Source organism: Dokdonella sp. GW821-FHT11D02 (assembly GCF_058808595.1).
In genome coordinates, this window is the sequence record NZ_CM179520.1 from 3828172 (window position 1) to 3853235 (window position 25064).

The following is a 25064-nucleotide window of genomic DNA, read 5'->3' on the forward strand; positions in this document are numbered from 1 at the left end:
GATGCGCCCCGATTCGCTGCAAAGAACTGGTGCGCGAATCAGAACGGAATATCGTCGTCCTCGAAGTTGTCCGCCGCCGGCTGCCGCGACGGCGGCTGCGACTGCGGTGCGCGCGAAGGTGCCGAACGTTCGCCGCGCTCGCGGCTGTATCCGCCACCACCACCGCCTCCTCCGCCACCGCCGGAATAACCGCCGCCTTCACCGCCACCACCACCGGGGCCGCCGAGCATCTGCATCTCGTTGGCGACGATGTCGGTGGTGTAGCGCTCGACGCCTTCCTTGTCGGTGTACTTGTTCGTGCGCAAGGACCCTTCGATGTAGACCTGGCGGCCCTTCTTGAGGTACTCGCCGGCGATCTCGCCGAGCTTGCCGAACAGCACGACGCGGTGCCATTCGGTGCGTTCCTGATTCTCGCCGGTCTGCTTGTCGCGCCAGCTCTCGCTGGTCGCCAGGCGGATGTTGGTGATCGCGCCGCCGTTGGCGGTGTAGCGCGTTTCCGGATCGGCGCCGAGATTGCCTACGAGGATGACCTTGTTGATGCCTCGTGCCATGTGTTCTTCTCTCCGATCCAATGCGATTGCGCGGCGCAAATGATACCACGCACCTCCGCCGCGGCCCGGCGAAACGGCGGTCGGGGCGCGTAGGAAAACCTCGCTCCGTGCCTATCCGGCCGGCACGATCGGCAACTCGACGTAGCTCGCCTCGGCACCGCCGCGATACACCCGCTGCGTCGCTTTGCGGTAGTCGCCCGGCTTGGCGAAGAAGATGTTCGGCACGAAAGTCTGCGGGCTACGGTCGTACAGCGGGAACCAGCTCGACTGGATCTGCACCATGATGCGGTGCCCCGGCGCGAAGGTATGGTTCGCCGTCGGCAGGCCGAATTTGTATACCAAGGGCTGGTTTGCGGCGATCGCCTCGGGTTTTTCGAAACTCGTGCGATAGCGGCCGCGGAAGATGTCCATCGCCACGCCGAGTTCGTAGCCGCCCATCTCCGGGCGCGAAGGCACCGTATCGGGATAGACGTCGATCAGCTTGACCACCCAGTCGCTGTCGGTGCCGCTGGTGGAAGCGGTGAGATGGACTTGCGGCGCCCCGGCGATATGCAGCGGTTCCTGCAAGGGTTCGCTGACGTAGGTCAGCACGTCCGGGCGGCCGTCAGCGAAACGCTGGTCGACCACCAGCCAGCGCTTCCAGGCGTCGCCGTCGGCGAAACGGATCGGCCGCGGCTGATACGGCACCGGCTTGGCCGGATCGGAGACGTACTCGTCGTAAGCGTCCTTGCCCGCCACCGGCGCCGTGAACGACAGGCTTTGATCGGCGCTCAGGTACAGCGGCTTGGATTTCGCCGCGCAACCGTCGCTACAGCTGAGCGGCCAGGAATCGTAGCGGCCCCAGTGGTTTTCGCCGGTGTTGTAGATGTACACCGGCGGCGTATCGGCCTTGCGCGCGCCGTCGAGCAGGTATTGATCGAAGAAGGGCTTGAGCACGTCGCGGCGGAACTGCAGCGCGGTATCGCCCGTCCATTGCAGCGGGCCGAGCGCGGTGCCGTCGTAGTTGACCTGGCTGTGCCGCCACGGCCCCATGACGAGGAAATTCTTGTCGTTGTGCGTGTCCTTCGGTTCCAGCGCCGGATAGCTGTGGATCGCGCCCCACATATCTTCCTGGTCCCACAAGCCCTGCACCCACATCGTCGGCACGCTGAGCGGCGTCTTCGCCATCACCTTGTCCAGCGCCTGCGCGCTCCAGAACGCATCGTAGGCGGGATGCTCGGACACCTTCTTCCAGAAGCCGAGCTGGTCCAGCCCGGCGGCTCGCGCGAAATCGCCGGCCGAACCTGCGCGCAGGAAATTGTCGTAGTCGTCGTAACCGACGCGCGGAATCTTCTTGCCCTCGCCGCGATCGCTGGTCTGGCCGACGATGTAGTCGAAATTGGTCTGTCGGAACGCGCCGTAGTGGAACCAGTCATCGCCCATCCAGCCGTCGACCATCGGACTCTCGGGCGCTGCGACCTTGAGCGCCGGATGCGGATTGGTCAGCGCCATCACGACGGTGAAGCCCTCGTAGGACGAGCCGAGCATGCCGACCTTGCCGTTCGACTCCTTCACGTTGTGCACCAACCACTCAATCGTGTCGTAGGCGTCGGTGGCGTGGTCGACTTTGGAATCGTTGAGCGGCCCGCGCAACGGCCGCGTCATCACGTAGTCGCCTTCGGAGCCGTACTTGCCGCGCACGTCCTGGAAGACGCGGATGTAGCCGCCTTTGACGAATACCTCATCGCCCTGCGGCAGCGAGGCGAGCAGGTTGCCGCTGGTGTCGCGCTCGACGCGCTTGGCCGCGTTGTAGGGTGTTCGCGTGAGCAGAATCGGCGCGTTCTTGGCGCCGTTCGGCACCATGATCACGGTGTACAGCTTGACGCCGTCGCGCATCGGAATCATCTCGATGCGCTTGGCGTAGTCATAGCTCTGTACCGGAGCCGTGAACGCTTTGGGGATATCGGGCGACAGCGGCGGCGTGTCGGCGCGAACGCCCAGCGACAGGACCAGCAACGCGGCGGAACACAGACTCGCGATACGCAGGGTGTTCATCGAAGACCTCGTTCGAGGAAAAATCCCGACGGTCTTAATCCAGAACCGATGATCGCGACAGCGCCAAAGGTCACATTTCGGACGCATCGACGACCGTGTAACGGCCATGCGTATTCGATGGGCGATCCTGCGCCGAGCGCGCAGCGACCGACTCGCGCGGCACGGACGCTTCGCCTCGCCTGTTACAATCGGACGGAGTTATCGACCCATCGACAATGTCCACAGCGCACCCCTTACCGTCGTTTTCGATCACCCGTTTCGCCGACGTGCAAGCGCTGGCCGCCGCCGACATGGCTGCGGTCGATACGCTGATCCGCACGCGCCTGGCCTCCGACGTGGTGCTGATCAACCAAGTCGCCGAGCACATCATCGGCGGCGGCGGCAAGCGTCTGCGTCCGATGCTGCATCTGCTCGCCGCGCAGGCGGCCGGTTATGAGGGACGCCAGCAGGTGCCGCTGGCCGCGGTGATCGAGTTCATCCATACCTCGACCCTGCTGCACGACGACGTCGTCGACGAATCGGATCTGCGCCGCGGCCGCCAGACCGCAAATGCGGTGTGGGGCAACGCGGCCAGCGTGCTGGTCGGCGATTTTCTCTATTCGCGCTCGTTTCAGATGATGGTGGAACTCGACAGCATGCGCGTCATGCGCATCCTCGCCGACACCACCAACCGCATCGCCGAGGGCGAAGTGCTGCAGCTGCTCAACATCGGCAACCCCGACACCAGCGAGCAGGCCTATCTCGACGTGATCGAACGCAAGACCGCCGTGCTGTTCGCGGCGGCGACACGCCTGGGCGCCGTGCTGGCGGAACTGCCGCCCGCGCAAGAGAATGCGCTCGCGCGCTACGGCCTCGATCTCGGCTATGCCTTCCAGATCGCCGACGACGTGCTCGACTACGCCTCCGACGCCGGCACGCTCGGCAAGAACATCGGCGACGATCTGGCCGAAGGCAAACCAACCCTTCCGCTGATCCTGGCGATCGAGCGCAGTGAACCGGCACAGGCGGCGATGCTCAAGCGCGCCATTCAAGCCGGCGGCCTCGATGCGCTCGACGAAGTGCTGGCGGCCATTCGCGCCACCGACGCGCTGACCGCTTCGCGCCAGCGCGCGCAGTCCTACGCGCAGTCCGCACGCGACGCACTCGCCGAGCTGCCGCCTTCGCACGCACGCGACGCACTCGCCGTGCTGGCCGACTACGCGGTCGATCGCACGCGCTGAAACGTCGCGCTCAATCGCGACGCTTGCCCTTCTCCGTACCGCCCTCGTCCGGCTCGACGTCCTCGCAGCCGATGTCGCGGCCGCCTGAGGCGATCTCCGCCCGCGCCTTGCTCGCCAGATCACGATAGCGCCGGCGCACGCGATCGAGCGCTTCCTCGTCCAGCTCCTCCAGATCGAGCAGCGCGTTGTGCGCACCTTCGAGCGCGCGGATGATTTCGTCGAGTTTGACGTGCATCGCCTCCGAATCGCGGTTCTGCGTGTTCTGGATCAGAAACACCATCAGGAAGGTGACGATCGTGGTGCCGGTATTGATGACCAGCTGCCAGGTGTCGCTGAAGCGGAACAGCGGACCGGTGACCGCCCACACGACCACCACCAGGCCGGCCAATGCGAACGTGCCGGCGCGTCCGGTCAGGCGCGAAGCGGCGCTGGCGAAGCGCGTGAAGCCGCCGCTCTGGCTCATCGGCGTCTACTTCGCCGCGAAGGTGTCGTCGAAGAACGTGCGCATCTGCGCGAAGGCGCGTTTGGCGGTGCGCTCGTCGTATTTGCAGCCCGGGGTCGAGCCGTCGGCATCCGGAATCGCGAAGCAGTGCACCGCGCCGCCGTAGCTGACGAACTGCCAATCGACCTTGGCGTCGCGCATTTCCTGCTGGAAGCCGGCGATCTGCTCGGGCGATTCGAACTTGTCGTCGGCGCCGTGCAGCACCAGCACCTTCGCCTTGATCGCCTTCGCCAGTTGCGGATCGTCGCTGGACAGATTGCCGTGGAAGGAAACCACGCCGGCGACGTCGGCGCCGCTGCGCGCGAGATCGAGCGTGGTGGCGCCGCCGAAGCAGAAGCCGAGCGCGCCCCAATGCTTGCCGTCGAGCGGCGCCTTGCCCGCTTGCGACTTCAGCTGCGCCAGCGCGGCGCCGATGCGCGCGCGCAATTCCGCGCGGTTCTGGTACAGCGCCTTGGTCGCAGCGCCCGCTTGCTCGGGATTCTTCGGACGCGCGTCGACGCCGTAGACGTCGGCGACCAGGATCACGTAATTCTTGCCGGCGATCTTCTCCGCCAGGGCGAGATTGTCCGGCGTGATGCCGAGCCAATCGGGCGTCATCACCAAGCCCGGACGCGAAGTTTTCACCGCATCGTCGTAGACCAGCACGCTTTGCATCTTCTTGCCGCCGATTTCGTAGTCGATCGGCTTGGACACGATCGCCGCATGCAGCGGCGCGGCGAAACCAGCGAGACAGGCGAGAGCGAATAGACGCGAGCGCATGATGGAACTCCTTCGGGCCAGGAATCGCATCATACGTCGCGTCGCAGGATCGCAGCGGCGAGCGCGTCACGCCGCGGCGTTGCGCATCCGTTCGAGATCGGCGAGCAAGCCCGGGCCGCTGGGATTCCAACCCAAACGCTGCCGTGTGCATTCGCTCGCGGCCGGAAGATCGTGCGCGACGAAGTGCGCGAGCCAGCCGAAGTGTGCGGGCGCTTCTTCGGCCGCGATCGACACGGCCGGAAGCCCGAGCTGCCGTCCGACGGCTTCTGCGATGTCGCGCATGCGCACGCCCTCTTCCGCTACCGCGTGATAGCGCGCACCGGGTTCCGCCTTCTCCAGCGCGAGCCGATACAGGCGCGCCGCGTCGAGCAGATGCACCGCCGGCCAGCGATTGCTGCCCTCGCCGATATAGGCGGACCTGCCTTTCTCGCGCGCCACCTCGATCGCGTAGCTGACCAAGCCTTGGCGACGCGTGTCGTGCACCTGCGGCAGACGCACCACCGAAACGTTGGCGCCGGCCGCAGAGGCCGACGCCACCGCTTCTTCGGTGGCCGCGCGCGGCATCACCGCGCTGCTCAACACGGTGTCTTCTTCCGTTGCCGGACGTCCGGTGCGCACCGTAGTCGCAGTGCCGGAGGTGACGATCAAGGGACGGTTCGAACCAGCCAGCGCCGAGCCTAGCGCTTCGACCACGCGTCGATCGTCTTCGCAATTGGCGGCGAACTTCGAGAAGTCGTCGTGATTGAAGGCCAGATGGATGACGCCATCCGCACGCGCGACACCTTCTTTGAGGCCTGCGAGATCTGCGATGGAACCGCGCTGCACCTCGACTCCTGCAGCAGCAAGAGCGGCGGCCTTCTCCGCCGACCGCGCCAAGCCCAACACCTGATGCCCTGCCGCCTGCAATTCGGCGACTACGGCCGAACCGATGAAGCCGCTGGCACCCGTTACGAACACACGCATGAAATTCTCCGCTTCCGAATGGACGGAGAGGAATTTCGGCGCATACTGTATCGGGGTAAATAAGTGAACTTATACAGGTATAAGAACTAACAGGCTCGCATGCCGACCACGCACGACAATCCGCTCGGCGCCTATCTCAAGGATCGGCGCGCGAAACTCGACCCGGCCGCCTTCGGTCTGCCGCTCACACGCCGCCGCACGCCTGGACTGCGGCGCGAAGAAGTGGCGCAGCGCGCGCACGTCAGCGCGACCTGGTACACCTGGCTCGAGCAAGGCCGCGGCGGCGCGCCCTCGGCGGAGGCGCTCGACCGCATCGGCCGCGCGCTGATGCTGACCGAGGTCGAACGCGAACATCTGTTCCTGATCGCGCTCGGCCGCCCGCCCGACGTGCGCTATCCGAGCACGATCGAAGGCGTCACCCCGCGCCTGCAGCGCGTGCTCGACGCGTTCGAGCTGAGCCCGGCCCTGGTCAAGACGCCGACCTGGGACGTGGTCGCCTGGAACCGTGCCGCCGCGGCGATGCTGACCGACTACGGCGCGCTCGCCCCTGCGCAGCGCAACATCCTGCGCCTGGTCTTCTGCGATCCGCGCGTGCGCGCGGCGCAGTACGACTGGGACGGCGTCGCGCGCTTCGTCGTCGCCACCTTCCGCGCCGATGTGGCGCGCGCCGGTGCCACGGCGCAAGTGCAAGCGCTGGTCGACGAATTGAGTCAGGCGAGCCGCGAGTTCGCAGCGCTATGGAACGAACACGACGTGCGCAGCTACGGCGAAGGCGTGAAGAAGCTGAAACATCCGCTCGCCGGCCCGATCGAGTTCGAGTATTCGACCTTCGCCGTCGACGGCCGTCCCGACCTCGGCATGATCGTGTACAACCCGGCCACAGCGGACGACGCCGAACGCGTGCGCGCCGTACTCGGCCGGCGCAACGACGCACCGGCGCCGCGCCGGCGCGCTCACCAAACCTTGTAAACCTGCCCGCTCTGCGCGCCTTCGACGCTGCGGCTGTAGGCCAGCGCGACGCGCGCCGCAGGTGCCGGCTCGAAGCCGCGGAAGTACGGCCCGTACGTGGGCATCGACTCGGCCAACACGGTCGGGCTGATTGCGTTGATGCGCAGACCGCGCGGCAGCTCGATCGCGGCGGCGCGCACGAAGCCTTCCACCGCCGCATTCACCGCGGTCGCATCGACGCCTTCGCGGATCGGCTGTTCGGCCAGGATGCCGCTGGTCAGAGTGAACGAGCCGCCGTCGTTGAGCCGATGCTGCGCGGCGAGCACGACGTTGACCTGCCCCATCAGCTTGTCGTCGAGGCCGACGCGAAACTGTTCCGCCGTCATCGTGGCGAGCGGACCGAAATGCACGCTGCCGATCGCCATCACGATCGCGTCCAGTGCTCCGACTTCGGTGAGCAGCCGGTCGATGCTGGCACGGTCGCGCACGTCGACGCGATGCGCGCCGCTGCTGCGGCCGGCCGCGACGATCTCGTGCCGCGGCGCGAGTTCTGCCGCGATCGCTTTGCCCACGGCGCCGGCGGCGCCGATGATCAGTATTTTCATGGTCTACTCCCAGGTCTAGGCGTGGCTCAATTCGTGCGCCATTCGTACACGCTGACGGTCGATGCGCCGTGCTGATGCAGAGGATCGCGCAGCGCGGTCGCCTGCGCCTCCTCCAAGCTTGCGGCCAGCATCAGATACGCGCCGCCGCTGGCATCGGCGAACGGACCGGACAGCTCCAATCGCCCTTGCGCGCGCAACTCGTCCAAAAACGTCTTGTGCGCGGGCCCGAGCGCCGCATCGAAGCTGGGCTTGCGCATTACCAGCACCAGGTAGCGATTCATCGAGAATGTCTCCGTTGCAAATTCATGCGATGCCGAGCCCTTCGATCGAACCGATCGCCGCCGGATCGAAACCGGCCAGTTCGGCGAAGCGGCGACCGCGCTCGGCGTAGTCCTTGAATTGATCGAAGCTCGGCGCACCGGGCGAGAGCAGCACGACGCCGCCGGCCGGCGTCAGCGTGCGGGCACGCGCTACCGCTTCGTCGACACTCGCCGCAGATTCGAGCCGGTACGCGCCGCCGATCTCGCGCAACTGCGCTTCGATGCGCGCGCCGTTGGCGCCCATCGCGACGATCGCATGCGGCGGCTGCGCACGCACGACCTCGGCGAAGCCGCGCCAATCGAGGCCGCGTTCGTAACCGCCGACCAGCACCGTGACGGCACGACCGGCAATGCTCGCGAGAGCTTCCAGCGTCGCTTGCGGCGTGGTCGCGATACTGTCGTCGATCCAACGCAAGCCGTCGCGCTCACCCAAGGTTTGCAAGCGATGCGGCAGCGGCCGGAACGTCGCCAACGCCGACGCCGCGGCGAACGCATCCTCGCCGGCCGCCTCCAGCGCCGCCAGCGCGGCGCAGAAATTCAGCGCGTTGTGCGGCCCAGGCAGCGGCGAATGCGCGAGGTCGAAGGCCGCACGCGCACCGCGCCGAATCGTCGCGCCGGCCACGTGCCAGCCCTCGCTGCCGCCGAAGCCGAGCTGATGCGGATGCGCCGCGAGGCGCGCCAGCAGCGGCGCTTGCGCGGCATTGACGACCAGCGTGCGCGCGACCGCTGCCAACGCCAGTTTGTCCTCGGCGTAACGCTCGCGCGTGCCGTGCCAATCGAGATGTTCTTCGTACAGATTGTTGATCACGGCGACATCGAGCGGCGCCGCCTCGCGCGTCTGGAAGCTCGACAGCTCCACCACCCACCAGTCCGGCGGCTGCAGCGGATCGAGCAACTCCAACAACGGCAGGCCGATGTTGCCGGCCAGCGCAACGCGACGGCCGAGCGCACGCAGCAGATGCGCGATCGTCGCCGTCACCGTGCTCTTGCCCTTGGTGCCGGTCACCGCGATCACGCGCGCCTGCGGAGTTTCGGCGAACCACAGCGCGGTGCCGGACGTGAAGCGTGTGCCGTTGTGCTGCGCCTCGAGCATTTCGCGCTTGTATGCGCTGATGCCGGGCGACTTGATCACGACGTCGAAGACGGACAACGCGGCGCCGTCGGGAGGCACGCTTACGATATCGATGCTGCCCAGCTCGCCCGCGGCGAGCGAGCGCGCTTCTTCAGTGCTGCAGAACAGCGTCGGCCGCAGCTGCGGCGCGCGTAGGCGCAGCGCGGCCAGCGCGGCGCGGCCTTCGCGGCCGTAGCCCCAGACCGCGACGCGACGCCCGGCGAGATCAGCCAGGCGCATCGAACACGAACGGCTGCAAAGGCGCAGGAATGCGATGCTCTGCGGACGGCGTCAGCAACGGCGCCAGGGCGAGTTCGCGCGGATCGAGCTGCGGCGCGATCTCCTCGGCGAAGCGCGCGACCAGCGCGTCTTCGCTCCACTCCGCGCGCGCGGCCAGGGCGGCGAATGCGGCCCGCGATTCGACACCCTCGCCGACGCACTCGAACGGCTTGTGCTCGCGATATTCGATCAAGGCGTCGAAGCCCGCGGCCAGACTCGCGTCGTCGAGCAGATTGCGGCCGAAGATCGCCAGCAGGCGCGGCTTGGGCATGAACACGCTCAGCGCGAGGAAGACGAAGTGACACTTGGGGCACTGTCCGCACCAGCGCTCGGCCGGCTTCGCACCGAGAATGCGGAAATTGCGATTGCAGCTCGAAAACGATGCGTCGTAGCGCGTGCTGCGCGCGAAGCGCTCGGCCACCGCGAGTTCCGACAGCGGCCGCAGCAAGGAGTAGTAGCGCAAATCCGCGGCGACGCGCGCCTGCACCAGCTCACCGAAGACCCGCTCGAACTCCCAGCCCTTGCTCCATTGATGGTTGATCGGCTGGCCGTCGTATTCGAGCGTGGCGCTCGAGGCCGAGCGCTCGTTCGAGAACGCGATCGCGTCGTAGCCGTACAACAAGGCCGCGACGACCAGGATCGCCGAGTTGATCGCGGTTACCGGAATGTGGCCGTTGTAGGCACCGGCCTTGTTGTACTCGAACAGTAGCGGCGACAGTTCGCGGCCGACGTTCAGCATCGGCAACTCGGTGCGTTCGGCGCAGGCCGCGATCAGCGGCGAATGGCCGACCCACGCCGCGCTCGCCGCTGCGCCGGCAGCCTTGAGGATTTCGACGCTGACCAGCGAGTCCTTGCCGCCGCCGATGGGCACCAAGCTGCGCCGCGGCAGGTCGAGCGCCGGCGCCGACGTCGACGCTGCCGCCATGCTCGGAAAGCGGATGCGCCCACGCAGATCGAGCTTGTTGTGGTAGGCGAACTCACCCAGCCCGTGCAGATACAGAGCATCGAGAAACGTCGCCGTCGGTACATCCAATGCCGCCGACTCGACGCGGATCTCACCCGGCACGCCGGCCTTGTAGTAGCTGACGCCGGCGATCAGATGCAACAGATCGAGCGCGGCCTCGAACGCCTGCGTGCGCGGCGGCGGCAGCGCCGGCGGCTGCGCAAACACGATGCGCTCGACCAGCTCGGCACCGTCGTCGAACGCGTACACGAGCGAGACCACGCCGTCGGCATAACCGCGGCGGACGAAACGGAAGGCGCGTGCGGCGCGTGGATCAGCGAGCGCCATCGGCGAGCTCCTTGCGGCGCAGCGCGGCGATACCTTGCGCCAGCGCCGCGGTCAATGGAAAAGTCGCGGCGCCGGCGATCAGCACCGAGCTCGCGACGAAGAACAGCGCTTGCAGGATCACATCCGAGACGCTGCTCGCCTGGCTCGGCTCCAGCCACAGCACCGAAGCGTTCAGCGCGGCGGTGAACAAGAGGCCGAACAAGACATGGGTGATCGCCGCCATGCCGAGCCCGGTCTTCCAGGCGCCCTCACCGGCGGCGGCGCGGCGCGCCAGCGCCGGCCAGCGCGATACGGCGGCGATCTGCGCCGACAATGCACCGACACTGCCGAAGATCAGGCTCTGCTTCAAGGCGAGCGCAGGATCGTTGCGGCTCAGTGCGAGCGACCATGCCGCCGCGACCGCGAGCGGTGCGATCAGGGCGGCCAGGTGCAGCAAAAGGCGCGCGCGACTCACAGCGCGATCTCCGCCGCGGGTTCGCGCAAGTTGTAGTGCGAGGCCATCACCGCGCCGTAGGCACCGGCTTGCGCGATCAGGATCACGTCGCCCTCGTGGCATTCGGGCAGGCGCCGATTCGCGCCGAGCACATCGCCGCTCTCGCAGATCGGACCGACGACTTGAACCATCGCCTCGGCCGGCTGATCCAGGCGCGTCAGGTTCACAATCTCGTGCCAAGCCTCGTACAGCGCCGGCCGGATCAGCGAATTCATGCCGGCGTCGATACCGACGTAGCGCACGTTGCCCTTGCGCTTGGTCTGGGTCACGCGCGCGAGCAACACCCCGGCGTCGGCGACCAGAAAGCGGCCCGGCTCCAGCCACAGCCGGAACTGCGGATAGGCGCTCTTGACCTCGCTCAGCGCCGCGTCGAGTGCGGCGAGGTCGAGCGGCGCTTCGTCCGGTCGCGACGGCACGCCGAGGCCGCCGCCGATGTCGATCGATTCGATCCGACTGAAGCCTTCCGCCACGCTCGCCAGCTGCGCGTAGACCGCGCGCCAATGCGCAGCGTCGAGGATGCCCGAACCCAGATGCGCATGCAGGCCGACGATGCGCGCGCCGTGACGGCGCGCCAGCGCGCGAAACTCCTCGACCTGATCCAGCGCGAGGCCGAATTTCGACGCCGCGCCGCCGGTCTTGACCTTGTCGTGATGGCCGCGGCCGACGCCGAGATCGACGCGCAGATGGATCTCGTGCCCGCCGAACAATTCGCCCCAATGCTGCAACGGATGCAGCGCGTCGAGCGTGGTGCGCACGCCGGCCGCGAGCGCCTCGGCGTACTCCGCGCGCGGCGCGAAGTTCGGCGTGAATAGGATACGTTCGGCGGGCAACGGCGGCAGCGTCGCGCGCACCGCGGCGACTTCGGCCATCGACACGCATTCGAAGGCGAAACCTTCCTCGTGCAAGGCGCGCAGAATCGCCGGATGCGGATTCGCCTTCAGCGCGTAGTGCCAGCGGTCGACGGCGGCGAACGCGCGCAACGAACGCGCCTGCGCGCGTACCGCATCGAGCGCGTAGACGTAGCGCGGCGTCGCTGCGGTGGCGAGTTCGAGCAGCTCATTGCGGCGGCGCATCCACCAGGTCTCGCGCTTGGCCGCAGCGGCTTCGGCACCGAGCTCGCGCCAGCTCGGTCCGAACACGGCGCCGTCCTCGGCGCGCAAGGCGTCGGCACGGATCAAGAGCGCGTGCAGGCGCGGGATCAGTTCGTCGGCGAGCGCTTCGTCGACGACGAAGGTCAAATTGAGATTGTTCGAGGACTGGCTGATCAGATGCACATCGAGCGCGCCGAACTCGGCCAGGACGCTCGATAACTTGTGCAGCAGCGAACGCATGCCGCGCCCGACCAGGGTGATCGCCGCGCACGGCGCGATCACCTTGACGCGGCAGATGCGCGCCAGGTCGGCGGCGAGCGCCGACAGCACGTCGGAATTGACCAGGTTCTCGGTCGGATCGAGCGACACCGTCACATTGGTTTCGGCCGAGCCGATCAAATCCACCGACAGGCCGTGGCGCTTGAACGCCTCGAACACGTCGGCGAGGAAGCCGACCTGCTGCCACATGCCGATCGATTCCATCGAGATCAGGGTGACGCCCTTGCGCGCGCTGATCGCCTTCACGCACGGCGCCGCGTCGGCGGCGACCGCGCGGATTTCGGTGCCGGCGAGCTGCGGACGATTCGTGTCCTTGATCGCCAGCGGCACGCCGGCGCGGCGCAGCGGTCCGAGCGAACGCGGATGCAGCACCTTGGCGCCGGTGGTGGCGATTTCCTGCGCTTCTTCGTAGTCCAGCCGCGCCAGCAGGCGCGCTTCGGGCACCACGCGCGGATTGGCGCTGAACATGCCCGGCACGTCGGTCCAGATTTCCACTCGTTCGGCTTTCAACAAGGCGCCGAAATAGCCGGCCGAGGTATCCGAGCCGCCGCGGCCGAGCAGCACCGTCTCGCCCTCGCCGTTGCGCGCAATGAAACCCTGCGTGATGAAACAGTCGCCGCGCGCGGCGAGCGCGGCGGCGAAGGCCGCGTCCGGCGTCGCCGGCACGTTGGCGGAGAGGTAGCGCGACCAAGCGTTCTGGTTCGCGATCGGCAGCGCGCACAGGTGCTCGCGCGCGTCGAGCCAATGCGTCGGCAAGCCGCTCGCGCCGAGAAAATCCGCGCCGAGCGCGCTGGACATCAATTCCCCGAGCGCGAACACCTCGGCTTGCCACGACACCGCCGCCTGCACACGGCGCGGATCGGCGATCAGACGATCGAGCTCGGCCAAACGCTGGTCCATGCGCACGCAAGCGGCGAGCCCGAGTTCTTCGCACATCGCGCGATGCCGCGCGACGATCGTCGCCTGCACCTCGCGACAACGCGCTTCGTCGTTGCGCGCTTCGGCGATAGCCTTCAACTGGTCGGTGATGCCCGACAACGCCGACACCACGATCAGCACACCGCGGCCGCGAGCGCGATGCGCGGCGGCGATCATGCGGATGTTGTCCCAGCGCTCGCGCCGCGACACCGAGGTGCCGCCGAACTTGATGACGACCCAGGAACGGGCGATGTCGGAGGGCGCCTCAGCGCGCGCGGGAACGGAACTCAATGGGAAGGTCCTTCGGGCCGGTACACAGCCGCGGCATTCTTTCGTGCAGCGCAGCAGAACGCAATGGCATGGCCATTTGCAGGCGCCGCGCCGGCTTTTTGCCGGCAACGCGCAAGCGCAGTCGCGTGCCGCACAATGGCCGCGCCCCCCAGATCCGCGAACCGACTCATGAGCAAATTTCATTTCGGCGACGCCGCGCCGCGCAGCCGTGCCTACGCGCAGGTCGACGTGTTCACCACACGCGCCGGCTACGGCAATCCCGTCGCGGTGGTGTTCGACGCCGACGATCTGGACGGCGCAGCGATGCAGCGCCTGGCGAACTGGACCAACCTGTCGGAAACGACCTTCGTACTGAGGCCGACGGATGCGCGCGCTGACTTCCGCTTGCGCATCTTCACCCCGCGCCAGGAACTGCCGTTCGCCGGCCATCCGACCGTCGGCACCGCACACGCCGTGCTCGAAGCCCGCGTCGAGCTGGCCGAGCGCGACACGCTCACTCTGGAATGCGCGGCGGGCCTGCTGCCGCTGCGGATCGAACGCGACGACGGCCGCCGCGTGTTCGTGCAGGCGCCGCCGGCGCAGTTGCAGCAGCCCTCGCGCGAACTGCTCGAGGCGTGCGAACACGCGCTCGGCGCCAGCCTCGCGCGCGAGCCGCTGGCACGGCTGGTCGACGTCGGTGCGCGCTGGCTGGTGTGCGCCGCCGTCGACGGCGCCGGCGTGCGCGCGTTGCGGCCCGACCTCGCGCGCGTCGCCGCGCTCACTCAGCGGCATACCGACGTGGTCGGCTTGTGCGTATTCGGCCGCCAGAACGATGCCGACGCCGCCCTCGCCGTGCGTGCGTTCTGCCCGGCTGACGGTATTCCGGAAGATCCGGTCACCGGCAGCGCGAACGCGGCGATCGCGGCCTTCCTGCGTGCATCGAGCCAGCTCGCCGCGATCGGCCCGCGCTACCGCGCGAGCCAGGGCCGCGAGATCGGCCGTGACGGCATGGTCGAGGTTCGCGTCGAGGCGGATGGCCGCATCGAAATCGGCGGCCACTGCGTCACCTGCATCACAGGCGCGCTGAGCTTCTGAAATCGATCCACACGCGGCCGCACGACTGCGGCATCATCCGCACTTTGCGCCTGGATCTCCCGTGACCGATCGCGACGGCTCCGCTACGACCAATCCTCCGGCTGCCGTCGGCTATGCCCGCCGCGTCGGCCCCTGGGACGCGGCGATGATCGTGGTCGGCGGCGTGATCGGTTCGGGCATCTTCCTGACCCCGGCGGCGATCGCGCGCCAGACCGGCTCGGCCGGCGAACTGTTGCTAGCCTGGGCGGTCGGCGGCGCGATCGCACTGATCGGCGCGCTCTGCTACGCCGAACTCGGCGCGCGGCGGCCGCAAGCCGGCGGCGGTTACGTCTACTTGCGCGAAGCGTTCGGCCTGATCGTCGCGTTCGTGTTCGGCTGGAATCTGCTCATCGTCAACCATTCCGGCGCGCTCGCCGCGGTCGCTACCGTATTCGTGCAATACGCCGGTGCCGCGATCGGTGTGAAGGTCGACAATCCCGGCCCCTACGCGGTCGGCACCATCGTATTTCTGGCCGGCATCAACTGGTTCGGCATTCGTGCCGGCTCGCTGGTGCAGAACATCTTGACCGTGCTCAAACTCGCCGCGATCGCCGCGCTGATCGCAGTCGGCCTCAGCGTCGGCGGCGCGCCGGCGCCGAGTACGACGCCGCCGGCTTTCAATCCGCTCGCCTTCGGCGGCGCGCTGATGCCGGTGCTGTTCTCTTATGGCGGCTGGTACTACGTCAACGACATCGCCGGCGAAGTGCGCGATCCGCAGCGCACGCTGCCGCGCGCGCTGATCTTCGGCATGCTGCTGGTGGCGGCCTGCTATCTGCTGGCCAATCTCGCCTATCTGGCCGTGCTCGGCCACGACGGTCTCGCCGCCAGCAACGCACCGGCGGCGGATCTGATGCGCCGCGCCTTCGGCGAATCGGGCGCGCGTCTGATCGCGGCCGGTATTGCGATCTCCACGCTCGGCTTCTGCAACATCTCGATGATCGGCGCCGCACGCGTGTTCCAGGTGATGGGCGCGGACGGCGTGTTCTTCCGCTCGGCCGCTCGGCTGCATCCGCGTTGGCGCTCGCCCAACGTCGCGCTGCTGCTGCTCGCGGCCTGGGCCTGCGCGCTGGCGCTGACCGGCAGCTTCGATCAGCTGCTGAACTACTCGACCGTCGGCGATTGGCTCGGCATGGCCGCAGTGATCGCGACGCTGTTCTGGTATCGGCGCACGCACGCGAGCGAACCGAATGCGTTCCGCACGCCGTGGTATCCGCTGCTGCCGCTGATCTTCCTGGCGGTGGTGCTGTGGGTGGTCGCGGTGACGATCTGGAACCACCCGCAGGACGCAGGCATGGGCGCATTGATCACGCTTGCCGGCCTGCCGGTGTACTTCTTCTGGCGGCGTCTGGCGAAAAGCTGAGCCCAACGCGAGGCGGGTGAGCGAGGGGCGCGTCGACGGTTTCTACACGTCCGCGTCACCGCCTCTTCACGTATTTCGCCTACGACGAAGTTCCCACAATAGTTATCTGGACGTCCAGACAGCGTGAAGAAGCCCGCCGCCGGCGCCTGTCAGAAATGACAGCTTGAGCATGCCCCCCACCGGAACATGATGGCCGCGCAGGTCAGCCAATGGGAGAGGCATCATGTTGCACACTGCAAAAACTCGTTCCGTTCCGTTGCGCCGGAGCCTCGCGCTCGCCACTGCGTTCGCGCTCGCCTCCGTCGCCCTACCCGCGTCCGCCGAAGTCGGCAACGCCAGCGCCTTCGATCTGTCGATTTCGCTCACGATCCTCGGCATTCCCGCGTTGAACGTCACGGCGCAGACGACGGCGACGATCGCCAACGCGACCGCGCCGGATGACGATACCAACCAGCTGCCGTCGATCGACATCGGCAACGCCTTGGTCGCACGCGTGACCACAGGAATACTCTCGTCCGAAGCGGAATATCAGCCCGGCGTGTCGACCAGCGGCGCGGCCGGACAAAGCCAGGTCGCGAGCGTCAATCTCACCGCGCTCGGTCTGCTCGGCGCGAACTTGCTCGTACTGCATGCCGATGCGGTCCGCTCGAAGTCCGTGGTGGTCGGCTATTGCCTGCCGCAACCGCGGCATCAGCCCACGATGAACGGGCTGCTCGACGATCTCGTCTACGGCAACGGCTTCGACACCGGTAACCTCGGAACTGGCGGCGACGGAACCCCGGGCAGCGGCCCGGACGACTCGGTTGCGCTTGCTAACCTGAAGCTGTCGATCCTCGGCATCAACGTGCCGATTCCGCTCAATCCGCCGCCCAATACCGGCATCGATCTGAACGCGCTCGGCATCGCCGGAGCGACGTTGATCCTCAACGAACAGGTGGTCGGCGGCGATGGCGTGACCTCGCGCACGAAGACGTCGAATGCGCTCAGGTTGAGCCTGAACGTGCTCAACACCATCGTCGGCGAAGTCATCCTCGCGCACAGCTCGGCCGGGATCGACTGCACGCAGTAAAGCTTGCCCCTGTCCGGCGGCGGCCCCGGCCGCCGGATGGCGCCACACACTTCCGGGGCCTGCACGGTCAAATGGATGGACCGTCGGGTCCGGTTCCCGCCAGATTCCGGACCCTCCCCCGGCGAACCCCCATGTCGCCGGGACTTGGGCGCGGCGCAAACCGGACATAACGCTGCGCCCGCCTTTCCTTGCCGCATGGAGCCTGTGCGATCGCCGCGCGGGATGCGACAATCTCCGCGTCCATCCGCGCATGCGCCCGACGCCTGGCGGACGCCGCGGAGAATCGCATGAGCCAGCCCGAACACGCCGCCGAGGCGCCGACCAAGCGCAACCCGGCCCAGCCGCCTGCACCGCTGGCGCTGTCGATCAACGACAAGCCCTATTTCCACGACGGCGATCCGCAGATGCCGTTGCTGTGGTTCCTGCGTGACACGCTGCGTTTGACCGGCACCAAGTTCGGCTGCGGCATCGGTGCCTGCGGCGCTTGCACCGTGCTGGTCGACGGCAAGGCTGCGCGCGCCTGCCTGCTGCCGATGCAGGCGCTGGCCGAGCGCAAGATCACGACCATCGAAGGCCTGGAAACCGACGCGCTGCATCCGGTGCAGCAAGCCTGGATCGAGGAAGACGTCGCGCAGTGCGGCTACTGCCAGGCCGGCCAGATCCTCGCCGCCGTCGATCTGCTCAAGCGCAAACCGAAACCGAGCGAAGACGATCTCGTCACGATCGGCAACCTGTGCCGCTGCGGTACCTACCCGCGCATCCGCAAGGCGATCTTGCGCGCGGCCGAACTGATGCAGGGTCCAGGCAAGTGAGTCCACGCGAGAACAGCCCGGCAAACGCCGGCCGCCGCCGCTTCCTGTTCGTCTCGCTCGCCGCCGGCGGCGCCTTGCTGGTCGGCTTGCGCGGCGCGCGCGGCGAAGAGCTGCCGCCGGAGCTGCTCGGCGACGATCTCACCGCGATCGGTCCGTTCGTGCGCGTCGAACGCGACAACCGCATCGTGATCGGCGCGCGCGGCTGCGAGATCGGCCAGGGCGTGATGACCTCGCTGCCGATGCTGATCGCCGAAGAACTCGACGTCGATTGGGCGCAGGTGCGCGTGGTGCAGCTGCCATACGGCTACATCGACACCGACCAGGGACCTTCGAACCGCTACGGCGAGCAAGGCGCCGGCGGCAGCACCAGCATTCCGCAGGGTTGGAAGGATCTGCGCCAGGCCGGCGCGACCGCGCGCTGGCTGCTGCTGCAAGCGGCCGCGGCCGAGTGGAAACTCGACGCCGCCTCGCTGCGCACCGAAGCCGGCCAAGTGATCGCAGCGGACGGCCGCAAGCTCAGCTATGGCGCGCTCGCACGCAGCGCGGCCGCCCTGGCGCCGCCATCCGAGCCGGTAGCACTGAAGTCGCCCGCGCAATACCGCATCATCGGGCAGCCGACGCGCGTGGTCGACGCGCGCGCGATCGTCACCGGCCGCAGCCGCTTCGGCATCGACGAATACGCGGCCAATGCGCTGGTCGCGGTGATCGCGCGCTGTCCGCATCTGGACGGCACGCTGGACAACTTCGACGACAGCGAGACGCGCCGCGTCGCCGGCGTGCGCGACGTGATCGCGATTCCCGGCCCCAAGCTGGACACCCCGTTCGACGGTGTGCTCGCCGCCGGTGTCGCCGTGCTCGCCGACAACACCTGGGCCGCGCTGAAGGGACGCGAGGCGCTCAAGCTGAACTGGAAGGAAGGCCCGTGGACGAAGGACTCCACCGCCGCGCTCGCCGCCCGCGCGAACGAGCTGCTCGATCGTGACGAGAACGGTTTGGACGTGCGCACCGACGGCGACTTCGCCAAGGCGCGCAAACAGGCGCGACAAGCGATCGAGGCGCGCTACGAGATGCCGTTCCTGGCGCACGCGACGATGGAGCCGCCAGGCGCGCTGATCGAGATCAAACAGGATCGCGCTCGCCTGGTCGCTTCGCTGCAGGACCCCGACGGCGCTTCCGAGACGATCGCGCGCCTGACCGGTCTCGCGCGCAAGGACATCGAGGTGCGCATGACGCGCGCCGGCGGCGGTTTCGGCCGGCGCCTGCACAACGACTTCGTCGCCGAAGCGGTGCTGGTGGCGAAAGCCGCCGGCAAGCCGATCAAGCTCATGTGGACGCGCGAGGACGACTTGCGCCACGACTTCTATCGCCCGTTCGGCGTGCACGCGATGGCGGCGACGATCGACCGCAAGAAGCGCGTGACCGGTTGGTCGCATCGCTGCGCGGCGACCACACGCGACTATCGCAGCGGCAGCAAGCGGCCGCTGTGGAACGGCTGCATCGGGCCGGACGATTTTCCCGCCGCCCTGGTGCCCAATCTCGACAAGCGATTCTTCGCGCTCGACTCGGGCATGCCGCGCGGCGCTTGGCGCGCGCCGGTGCACACTTTCCAAGCCTTCGCGATCCAGAGCTTCATCGACGAGATCGCGGTGCTGACCAAGCAGGATGCGCTGAAACTGCAGCTGGCGCTGCTCGGCGAACCGCGTCAACTCCCGTATCAAGGTCACGGCGGACCGACGTTCGATACCGGTCGCCTCGCCAACGTGCTGAAACTGGCCGCGGAGAAAATCGGCTGGGGCGCGCCGCGCAACGACGGCCACGGCCTCGGCATCGCCTGCCACTTCACCTTCGGCGGCTATGCCGCGCACGCGTTCGAAGTGTCGATGGAAGGCAACCAATTGCGCATCCATCGCGCGATCTGCGTCGCCGACATCGGCCGGGTGATCAACCCGCTCGGCGCGCAGGCGCAGATGATGGGCGGAACCATCGACGCGCTCTCGGCGGCACTGAACCTGAGCATCACGATCAAGGATGGCCAGGTGCAGCAGAAGAACTTTACCGACTATCCACTGTTGCGCATGGCGCAGGCGCCGCGCGAGGTCGAAGTGACCTTGGTCGAGTCGAGCGCCGAACCAAGCGGCGCCGGCGAGATCGGCGTGCCGAGCGCGGCGCCGGCGCTGGCCAACGCCGTATACGCGGCGACCACGGTGCGCGTGCGCAAGCTGCCGTTGATGCCCGAACTGATGCGGATGCTGTAAGCGGCGGACATGCGTGCGCGGCGTCTACGCCGCGCCGCCTTACGCCCGAACGAGCGCGTTGGGCGGCAGCGGTGGCGCTTCCGATGCGAGTCCTGGCACTTCCTGGTGCGGCCGATGCATCCAGTAGGCGCCGCCCTGCGGCACCAGCGTCGAGCCGAGCGCCACACAATCCTCCACCGAAAAATAGTGGAACACGAGGCTGCTGCGCGTGCGCGCCGGGTCGTTGATCGGGCTGCCGCCGTGCAGAAGATAGGCGCTCCAGATGAAAACGTCGCCCTTCCGCGCCAGGAAGTTAGCCGGCTGCAAGCCGCGCTCGGCGATCTGCGCTTGCATGTAGTGCGTCCAGTGCTCCACTTCCGCGGGGACGACGTGGTGACTGCCGGTCGAGAACACATACTGCGGAATCTTGTGGCTGCCGGGGAAGTAGCGCAGCGGGCCGGCATCGGCGTGGACATCTTCCAGCGCGATCCAGATCGCCACCAGCTTGTGTTCGCTGCGCGGCGTCATGTAGAGCGAATCGACGTGATCGGCCTGCGCGCTGCCGCGCCAGAGATTCAAGGAATTGCACAACACCGGCACGCTGCCGAGCAACGACGTCAGAATCGGGACAATGCGCTCGTTCAGCGCGAGCAGGCGAGTCGCCTCGCTTTCGAGGTACAGGTCGTTGACCTTGAAGCGGTGCTCCTGACGCGCCTCGTCGCTGACATCGAGCAGACGTTGGCGCACGTTGGTGGCGAGGTCGTCCACGACCACGCGCGGATGCTTGTTTTGCCAAACGTCACGCAAGGCCGTGCTGGCCGCGTCGAGTTCGCTATCGGAATAAAATCGGGGCAAAACGAGATAACCCTGCTCTTCCCACTCCCGTCTCGCGCGGTCGAGCGGAATCGGACCGCCCTCGGAAGGGGCCGCCAATAGAACGTTCATTTCCGGTCTCCTGAATCAACGAAGTTCCTTTCCCCGCCTTCGATGCTCCTGTGCGCGCATCCAGGCGACAGACCGGACGGCGAACGACGCTTGGTCGTCGCAACCGCGAAGCGAAGCAGCAATCGGAGATACACCCGATGCCGGCGCCGAGCTTCCGATTTCCTTTTTCACGGCGATCTCGCGCACGCATTCGATGCGCCGGACGGCGCATTTGCGATTGCTACGAAAACGGCGGACTGCGAGGTATGCGGTCCGCACTAGCGATTTCATCCGCGACGAAACTTCCGCGGCCGGCGAATGCTCCGCGCGCGTTTCAGCGGCCGAGCAGCCGGCGCCACTGCAGCCGCAAAGGGCTGCCGACGACCGACGGTTTCTCCAGCTGCCGCCGAATGTCCTGCAATGCGGTCGCGAGCGCTTTCGAATCCGCATCGTGGCGCAGCGCCGATTCATTCAATGCGGCCGCCAAAGCAGCGATTTCCTGGCTCAGCCGCCCGTGCGCATCCAATTGCGTGTGCGCATGCGCGCTGAGCGCGCCGAGCGAAACGTCGATCTCGCCGTAACGTGCGGAACCGGCCGCGAGAGCGGCGATGCCGGCGTCTTGTGCGCGTGCCAAGTCGCGCAGCTCCGCTCCGAGCGCCTCGCTGCGCTCGCGCAGCTCGACGAATGCGTCGCGCAGGCTGGCGTCGCCGCCGACCGCGGCTGCGCGGCCCTTGCCGATCTCCAGATGCGCCAGCGACGCCTCCACGATCGCCTCGTCCAAACATGGGCCGAACGCGGCCGCAGCGCGGCGATAGATCTCGCCGACCTCGCCGATACGGTGCCAGGCCGCGGCCGAATCCGGCTCGTGCCAGGCATCGAACAGTTCCAGCGCCAGCTGCGGCGGCCCGCGCCCGACCGCAACGGCGTCGCTCGCTTCCACATGACGGCGTTCGCGCGGATCGACGAAGGCATCGATCTCGGCGTCTCGCTGCGGCGACGCCGGCCATTCCAATTCGAGCTCGCTGCCGATGCGCGCAATGACGCCGCGCCAATCGCCGAGCAGGTCGTCATAGCGAACCAGCGTACGCGTGACGTGACGCGTCGCCTGCTCGGCTTCGAGCATGTGCTGCAGCCAACACAGGTGCGCGCGCGCACTGGAAGAGATCCAACCCTGTGCCTGCATCGAACGCGCGACTTCGGCCGGATGCCGACCGATCAGAATCACCCGCGGGCGGATACCGAGGCTGGCCATCGCCTCCAACCAGACCGGCACCAGCCGGCACATGCGCGGGTCCTTGATCGCCCAGCGGCGTGAATCGCGGAAATCGCGCAGGATCAGCGCGCGCACTTCGTCGACCGCGGCGCCGAAGGCGGGGTGCTCGCGCCATTCCTGCGGCATTTCGCGCGGATCGAAGCGCGAACGCCCGAGCGCGGCGAGCAGGCGCTCGTGGATGGCGAACGCTTCGCTGTGTTCCCAGAACCCCTTGTTGTTGACGCCGGGCGCGGCCGGCATCAGCGCCGGGCCATGCTCGAAGTCGAGCAGGTGCAACAGACCCGACATCGCCGACGTGCCGCCACGGTGCATGCCGAGCACGAGCACGGCTTGGGCGGTGGAAAGAGCGGTAGGTTCCGTCATGGCGTCTGTATTGGCTTGAGTCTTGGGTTCTAGCATGCGCGGGTTCCGTGTTCGAACTCGAACGACGGCTCGAATTCGAAATCGACCATTCCGGTCGCCAGGCGCTGTGTGTCGGGCAGCACACGGAACATTGCCGCGTCGACCAATCGGCCGAGGAACACTTCCTCGCCGTCGAGCCGGCCGAGCACACCCGCGTTCAAGAAGTACGTCGCCGGCGCGAGCAGGCAGCGAAAGCGGAAAGCGACCTCGAACTCGGCCTCGGCCTCGACGATGTCGACGCCGCGCGATTGCGTGGCCGATGCGCAGCCGCCGAGCTCGAGCCCGGAGACGTTGCGAATCATCATGCCGAAGCGAACCAGCGCTGCCGTACGCTCGAAGCGCACGCGATAGCGATACACGTAATGGGCGCCCGCACGCAGCACATTGACCTGGCGCCCGCCCGGCGTTTCGATCCGCGGCGACACGATGCTGGCGCCTTGCGCGGCGTAGGCGAGCGTATCGGGCAACAAACCCGGATCGAAGAATCCTTCTTCCTCGTCGCCGTCGTGCGACGCGGCGTCGGCGTCCGGGTCGCGCCAGGTCACCATCGCCTCGTCCAGGCCAGCGGCGTGGTCGTCGCGGATGCGCTCGCGGATCGTCTGCGCTTCGCCGGCCGGCGCGTAGAGCAGCTTGTGATAGCGCGACAGCACCGGCTTGGGCGAACCGACCGCGAGGATCTCACCGGCGTCGAGCAAGACCGCGCGATCGCACAACTCAGCCACGGTCGCCGCGCCGTGCGAGACAAACAGCACGGTGGCGCCGCTCTCCCGTATGCGTTCGATGCGGGCGAAGCATTTGCGCTGAAACGCCTCGTCGCCGACCGACAGCGCCTCGTCGATCACCAAGATCTCTGGGTCGACGTGGATCGCGACCGCGAAGGCGAGACGCACGTACATGCCGCTCGAATAGGTCTTCACCGGCTGGTCGACGAACTCGCCGATGTCGGCGAAGGCGAGGATCGCGTCGAAGCGCTGCTCGATCTCCGCTCGCGTCAGGCCGAGCACGGTACCGTTGAGGAATACGTTCTCGCGCCCGCTGAATTCGGCGTTGAAGCCGGCTCCCAGTTCGAGCAGCGCTGCGATGCGCCCGCGCACCGCGACTTTGCCGGCGGTGGGCGCGAGGATGCCGCAGATCACCTGCAGCAAGGTCGATTTGCCAGAGCCGTTGCGGCCGATCAGGCCGACGGTTTCGCCGCGGCGGATGTCCAGATCGATTTCGCGCAAGGCGCGGAATTCGCGATGCCAGCGGCGCCCGCGCGTGCCGAGCACGGATTCGAGCAGACGATGATGCGGCCGCTCGTAGATCGCGAAAGTCTTGTCGACGCCGCGCAGGTGGATCGCGAGATCGTCAGAGGACATCGGCGAATCCCGTGCGCGTCTTGCGGAACCAGGCGTAGCACAGATACATGAAGATGGTCGATTTCAGCGCGTACTGAGCGAGCCCGAGCCAGTCCGGCAGCCTGCCCCACAGCGCCACTTCGCGCGCCTGATCGATGATGAAGGTCAGCGGATTGAGTAGAAAGATCCAGTGCAGGCGCTCGGGCACGGTGTCGAGCGGCACGATCGCGGAGGACAGGAACAACACCGCCATGATCAATACGCCGGTGACTTGGTTGATGTCGCGCAAGTAGACGCCGAGTGATGCGAGCAGCCAGCACAAGCCGCTCACGAACAACACGAACGGCAGCAACACCACCGGCAGCAACACGACTGTCCATGGCGGCGTGCCCGGGGTGATCGAGAACAGCAGCACGAACACGAGCATGTTCATCACGGCGTGGAACAGCGCGGACAGCAGCATCGCCCACGGCAGCACTTCGAGCGGAAAAATCACGCGCTTGACGAAGTTCGGATTGTCCAAGATCAATCGCGGCGCGCGCGACACGCATTCGGCGAAGAATCCGTGCACGATCAAGCCGACATAGAGAATCAGCGCGAAATTGACCTTGCTGTTCTCCACCGCCTGCGGCCAGCGGCTCTTCAGCACGAAACCGAATGCGACGGTGTAGACACAGAGCATCAGAAACGGGCTCAGCAACGACCACAACAGGCCGAAGCTGGCGCCGCGATAACGCCCTTGGATTTCGCGTTTGGTGACCTCGAACAGCAACGAACGCTGTTCGAAGAACGGCAGGAATGGACCGATCAGCATGCTCTGAATATCTGGAGCGCCTTCGACGAAACCTCGAAAAATCAGGACTCGACGCACGGCTAGGGCCGCGC

At 67.2% G+C, this 25064-nt stretch carries 22 protein-coding genes; 7 read left to right on the plus strand and 15 right to left on the minus strand.

From position 1 onward, the window contains the following. Positions 1–38: 38 nt before the first annotated feature. Both ssb and AC3QL3_RS16410 read right to left on the minus strand, forming a co-directional pair. On the minus strand, positions 39–551 hold the full coding sequence (gene ssb, locus AC3QL3_RS16405) for a single-stranded DNA-binding protein (RefSeq protein ID WP_492895154.1): 513 nt from the start codon (positions 549–551) through the stop codon (positions 39–41). Between the two features lie 111 nt (positions 552–662). Beyond that, positions 663–2585, minus strand: coding sequence for a CocE/NonD family hydrolase (locus AC3QL3_RS16410; RefSeq protein WP_492895155.1), 1923 nt, complete (start codon positions 2583–2585; stop codon positions 663–665). A 215-nt stretch (positions 2586–2800) separates the two neighbouring features. Between AC3QL3_RS16410 and AC3QL3_RS16415 the strand changes: the two genes are divergently transcribed. Further along, a complete protein-coding gene (locus AC3QL3_RS16415; protein ID WP_492895156.1) occupies positions 2801–3805 on the plus strand; it encodes a polyprenyl synthetase family protein in 1005 nt (334 codons plus the stop codon). 10 nt (positions 3806–3815) lie between these two features. On the opposite strand, the gene AC3QL3_RS16420 is transcribed toward AC3QL3_RS16415, so the two are convergent. The 3 genes from AC3QL3_RS16420 to AC3QL3_RS16430 all read right to left on the minus strand — a co-directional run bounded on the left by AC3QL3_RS16420 (position 3816) and on the right by AC3QL3_RS16430 (position 6029). Next, positions 3816–4268, minus strand: coding sequence for a low affinity iron permease family protein (locus tag AC3QL3_RS16420; protein ID WP_492895157.1), 453 nt, complete (start codon positions 4266–4268; stop codon positions 3816–3818). A 6-nt stretch (positions 4269–4274) separates the two neighbouring features. Beyond that, on the minus strand, positions 4275–5066 hold the full coding sequence (locus tag AC3QL3_RS16425) for a dienelactone hydrolase family protein (protein WP_492895158.1): 792 nt from the start codon (positions 5064–5066) through the stop codon (positions 4275–4277). 66 nt (positions 5067–5132) lie between these two features. Next, the gene (locus AC3QL3_RS16430) at positions 5133–6029 is read right to left on the minus strand and encodes an SDR family oxidoreductase (RefSeq protein ID WP_492895159.1); all 897 of its coding nucleotides are present in this window, start codon (positions 6027–6029) and stop codon (positions 5133–5135) included. Positions 6030–6128: 99 nt separating this feature from the next. Between AC3QL3_RS16430 and AC3QL3_RS16435 the strand changes: the two genes are divergently transcribed. Then, positions 6129–6998 carry a helix-turn-helix transcriptional regulator gene (locus AC3QL3_RS16435; protein WP_492895160.1) on the plus strand — a complete coding sequence of 290 codons (870 nt, stop codon included), beginning with the start codon at positions 6129–6131 and terminating at the stop codon, positions 6996–6998. On the opposite strand, the gene AC3QL3_RS16440 is transcribed toward AC3QL3_RS16435, so the two are convergent. From AC3QL3_RS16440 to AC3QL3_RS16465, 6 genes are read right to left on the minus strand one after another with little or no spacing between them, the layout of a single operon-like run. After that, on the minus strand, positions 6983–7582 hold the full coding sequence (locus AC3QL3_RS16440; RefSeq protein WP_492895161.1) for a short chain dehydrogenase: 600 nt from the start codon (positions 7580–7582) through the stop codon (positions 6983–6985). The genes AC3QL3_RS16435 and AC3QL3_RS16440 overlap by 16 nt on opposite strands. A gap of 26 nt (positions 7583–7608) precedes the next feature. Beyond that, the gene (locus tag AC3QL3_RS16445) at positions 7609–7863 is read right to left on the minus strand and encodes a YciI family protein (protein WP_492895162.1); all 255 of its coding nucleotides are present in this window, start codon (positions 7861–7863) and stop codon (positions 7609–7611) included. A gap of 22 nt (positions 7864–7885) precedes the next feature. Further along, positions 7886–9253: a UDP-N-acetylmuramoyl-L-alanine--D-glutamate ligase gene (murD, locus tag AC3QL3_RS16450; protein ID WP_492895163.1), complete on the minus strand. Its 1368-nt coding sequence runs from the start codon at positions 9251–9253 to the stop codon at positions 7886–7888. Continuing rightward, entirely contained in the window at positions 9240–10583 is a 1344-nt protein-coding gene (gene murL, locus AC3QL3_RS16455) for a UDP-N-acetyl-alpha-D-muramoyl-L-alanyl-L-glutamate epimerase (protein WP_492895164.1), read from the minus strand. Before murL ends, murD begins: the two co-directional genes overlap by 14 nt. Further along, a complete protein-coding gene (locus AC3QL3_RS16460; protein ID WP_492895165.1) occupies positions 10570–11037 on the minus strand; it encodes a hypothetical protein in 468 nt (155 codons plus the stop codon). The genes murL and AC3QL3_RS16460 overlap by 14 nt, the downstream gene beginning before the upstream one ends. Continuing rightward, positions 11034–13595: a bifunctional aspartate kinase/diaminopimelate decarboxylase gene (locus tag AC3QL3_RS16465; protein ID WP_492898961.1), complete on the minus strand. Its 2562-nt coding sequence runs from the start codon at positions 13593–13595 to the stop codon at positions 11034–11036. Before AC3QL3_RS16465 ends, AC3QL3_RS16460 begins: the two co-directional genes overlap by 4 nt. A gap of 228 nt (positions 13596–13823) precedes the next feature. Between AC3QL3_RS16465 and AC3QL3_RS16470 the strand changes: the two genes are divergently transcribed. The 5 genes from AC3QL3_RS16470 to AC3QL3_RS16490 all read left to right on the plus strand — a co-directional run bounded on the left by AC3QL3_RS16470 (position 13824) and on the right by AC3QL3_RS16490 (position 20264). After that, complete coding sequence (locus AC3QL3_RS16470) at positions 13824–14729, plus strand: PhzF family phenazine biosynthesis protein (RefSeq protein ID WP_492895166.1); 906 nt, start codon at positions 13824–13826, stop codon at positions 14727–14729. A gap of 145 nt (positions 14730–14874) precedes the next feature. Beyond that, a complete protein-coding gene (locus AC3QL3_RS16475; RefSeq protein WP_492898963.1) occupies positions 14875–16128 on the plus strand; it encodes an amino acid permease in 1254 nt (417 codons plus the stop codon). A gap of 223 nt (positions 16129–16351) precedes the next feature. After that, a complete protein-coding gene (locus AC3QL3_RS16480) occupies positions 16352–17197 on the plus strand; it encodes a hypothetical protein (RefSeq protein WP_492895167.1) in 846 nt (281 codons plus the stop codon). Between the two features lie 287 nt (positions 17198–17484). Continuing rightward, complete coding sequence (locus AC3QL3_RS16485; RefSeq protein WP_492895168.1) at positions 17485–18009, plus strand: (2Fe-2S)-binding protein; 525 nt, start codon at positions 17485–17487, stop codon at positions 18007–18009. Continuing rightward, positions 18006–20264: a xanthine dehydrogenase family protein molybdopterin-binding subunit gene (locus AC3QL3_RS16490; protein ID WP_492895169.1), complete on the plus strand. Its 2259-nt coding sequence runs from the start codon at positions 18006–18008 to the stop codon at positions 20262–20264. The genes AC3QL3_RS16485 and AC3QL3_RS16490 overlap by 4 nt, the downstream gene beginning before the upstream one ends. Positions 20265–20303: 39 nt before the next feature. Here the strand turns inward: AC3QL3_RS16490 and AC3QL3_RS16495 are convergent, their stop codons facing one another. The 4 genes from AC3QL3_RS16495 to AC3QL3_RS16510 form a co-directional block, all read right to left on the minus strand. After that, on the minus strand, positions 20304–21188 hold the full coding sequence (locus AC3QL3_RS16495; RefSeq protein ID WP_492895170.1) for a phytanoyl-CoA dioxygenase family protein: 885 nt from the start codon (positions 21186–21188) through the stop codon (positions 20304–20306). Between the two features lie 313 nt (positions 21189–21501). Then, complete coding sequence (locus tag AC3QL3_RS16500; protein ID WP_492895171.1) at positions 21502–22803, minus strand: sulfotransferase family protein; 1302 nt, start codon at positions 22801–22803, stop codon at positions 21502–21504. A gap of 29 nt (positions 22804–22832) precedes the next feature. Continuing rightward, positions 22833–24200, minus strand: a complete 1368-nt coding sequence (locus AC3QL3_RS16505; RefSeq protein WP_492895172.1) for an ABC transporter ATP-binding protein — start codon at positions 24198–24200, stop codon at positions 22833–22835. Next, complete coding sequence (locus AC3QL3_RS16510) at positions 24190–24993, minus strand: ABC transporter permease (RefSeq protein WP_492895173.1); 804 nt, start codon at positions 24991–24993, stop codon at positions 24190–24192. Before AC3QL3_RS16510 ends, AC3QL3_RS16505 begins: the two co-directional genes overlap by 11 nt. Positions 24994–25064 lie beyond the last annotated feature (71 nt).

Excerpts from the sequence above, each read along its gene's own strand:
- AC3QL3_RS16505 (WP_492895172.1), bottom strand. The coding sequence starts at position 24,200 with ATGTCCTCTGACGATCTCGCGATCCACCTGCGCGGCGTCGACAAGACT.
- ssb (WP_492895154.1), bottom strand. The coding sequence starts at position 551 with ATGGCACGAGGCATCAACAAGGTCATCCTCGTAGGCAATCTCGGCGCC.
- murL (WP_492895164.1), bottom strand. The coding sequence starts at position 10,583 with ATGGCGCTCGCTGATCCACGCGCCGCACGCGCCTTCCGTTTCGTCCGC.
- AC3QL3_RS16485 (WP_492895168.1), top strand. The coding sequence starts at position 17,485 with ATGAGCCAGCCCGAACACGCCGCCGAGGCGCCGACCAAGCGCAACCCG.
- AC3QL3_RS16495 (WP_492895170.1), bottom strand. The coding sequence starts at position 21,188 with ATGAACGTTCTATTGGCGGCCCCTTCCGAGGGCGGTCCGATTCCGCTC.
- AC3QL3_RS16415 (WP_492895156.1), top strand. The coding sequence starts at position 2,801 with ATGTCCACAGCGCACCCCTTACCGTCGTTTTCGATCACCCGTTTCGCC.
- AC3QL3_RS16410 (WP_492895155.1), bottom strand. The coding sequence starts at position 2,585 with ATGAACACCCTGCGTATCGCGAGTCTGTGTTCCGCCGCGTTGCTGGTC.
- AC3QL3_RS16435 (WP_492895160.1), top strand. The coding sequence starts at position 6,129 with ATGCCGACCACGCACGACAATCCGCTCGGCGCCTATCTCAAGGATCGG.
- AC3QL3_RS16430 (WP_492895159.1), bottom strand. The coding sequence starts at position 6,029 with ATGCGTGTGTTCGTAACGGGTGCCAGCGGCTTCATCGGTTCGGCCGTA.
- AC3QL3_RS16470 (WP_492895166.1), top strand. The coding sequence starts at position 13,824 with ATGAGCAAATTTCATTTCGGCGACGCCGCGCCGCGCAGCCGTGCCTAC.
- AC3QL3_RS16480 (WP_492895167.1), top strand. The coding sequence starts at position 16,352 with ATGTTGCACACTGCAAAAACTCGTTCCGTTCCGTTGCGCCGGAGCCTC.
- AC3QL3_RS16425 (WP_492895158.1), bottom strand. The coding sequence starts at position 5,066 with ATGCGCTCGCGTCTATTCGCTCTCGCCTGTCTCGCTGGTTTCGCCGCG.
- AC3QL3_RS16500 (WP_492895171.1), bottom strand. The coding sequence starts at position 22,803 with ATGACGGAACCTACCGCTCTTTCCACCGCCCAAGCCGTGCTCGTGCTC.
- AC3QL3_RS16445 (WP_492895162.1), bottom strand. The coding sequence starts at position 7,863 with ATGAATCGCTACCTGGTGCTGGTAATGCGCAAGCCCAGCTTCGATGCG.
- AC3QL3_RS16510 (WP_492895173.1), bottom strand. The coding sequence starts at position 24,993 with ATGCTGATCGGTCCATTCCTGCCGTTCTTCGAACAGCGTTCGTTGCTG.
- AC3QL3_RS16475 (WP_492898963.1), top strand. The coding sequence starts at position 14,875 with ATGATCGTGGTCGGCGGCGTGATCGGTTCGGGCATCTTCCTGACCCCG.
- murD (WP_492895163.1), bottom strand. The coding sequence starts at position 9,253 with ATGCGCCTGGCTGATCTCGCCGGGCGTCGCGTCGCGGTCTGGGGCTAC.
- AC3QL3_RS16420 (WP_492895157.1), bottom strand. The coding sequence starts at position 4,268 with ATGAGCCAGAGCGGCGGCTTCACGCGCTTCGCCAGCGCCGCTTCGCGC.
- AC3QL3_RS16440 (WP_492895161.1), bottom strand. The coding sequence starts at position 7,582 with ATGAAAATACTGATCATCGGCGCCGCCGGCGCCGTGGGCAAAGCGATC.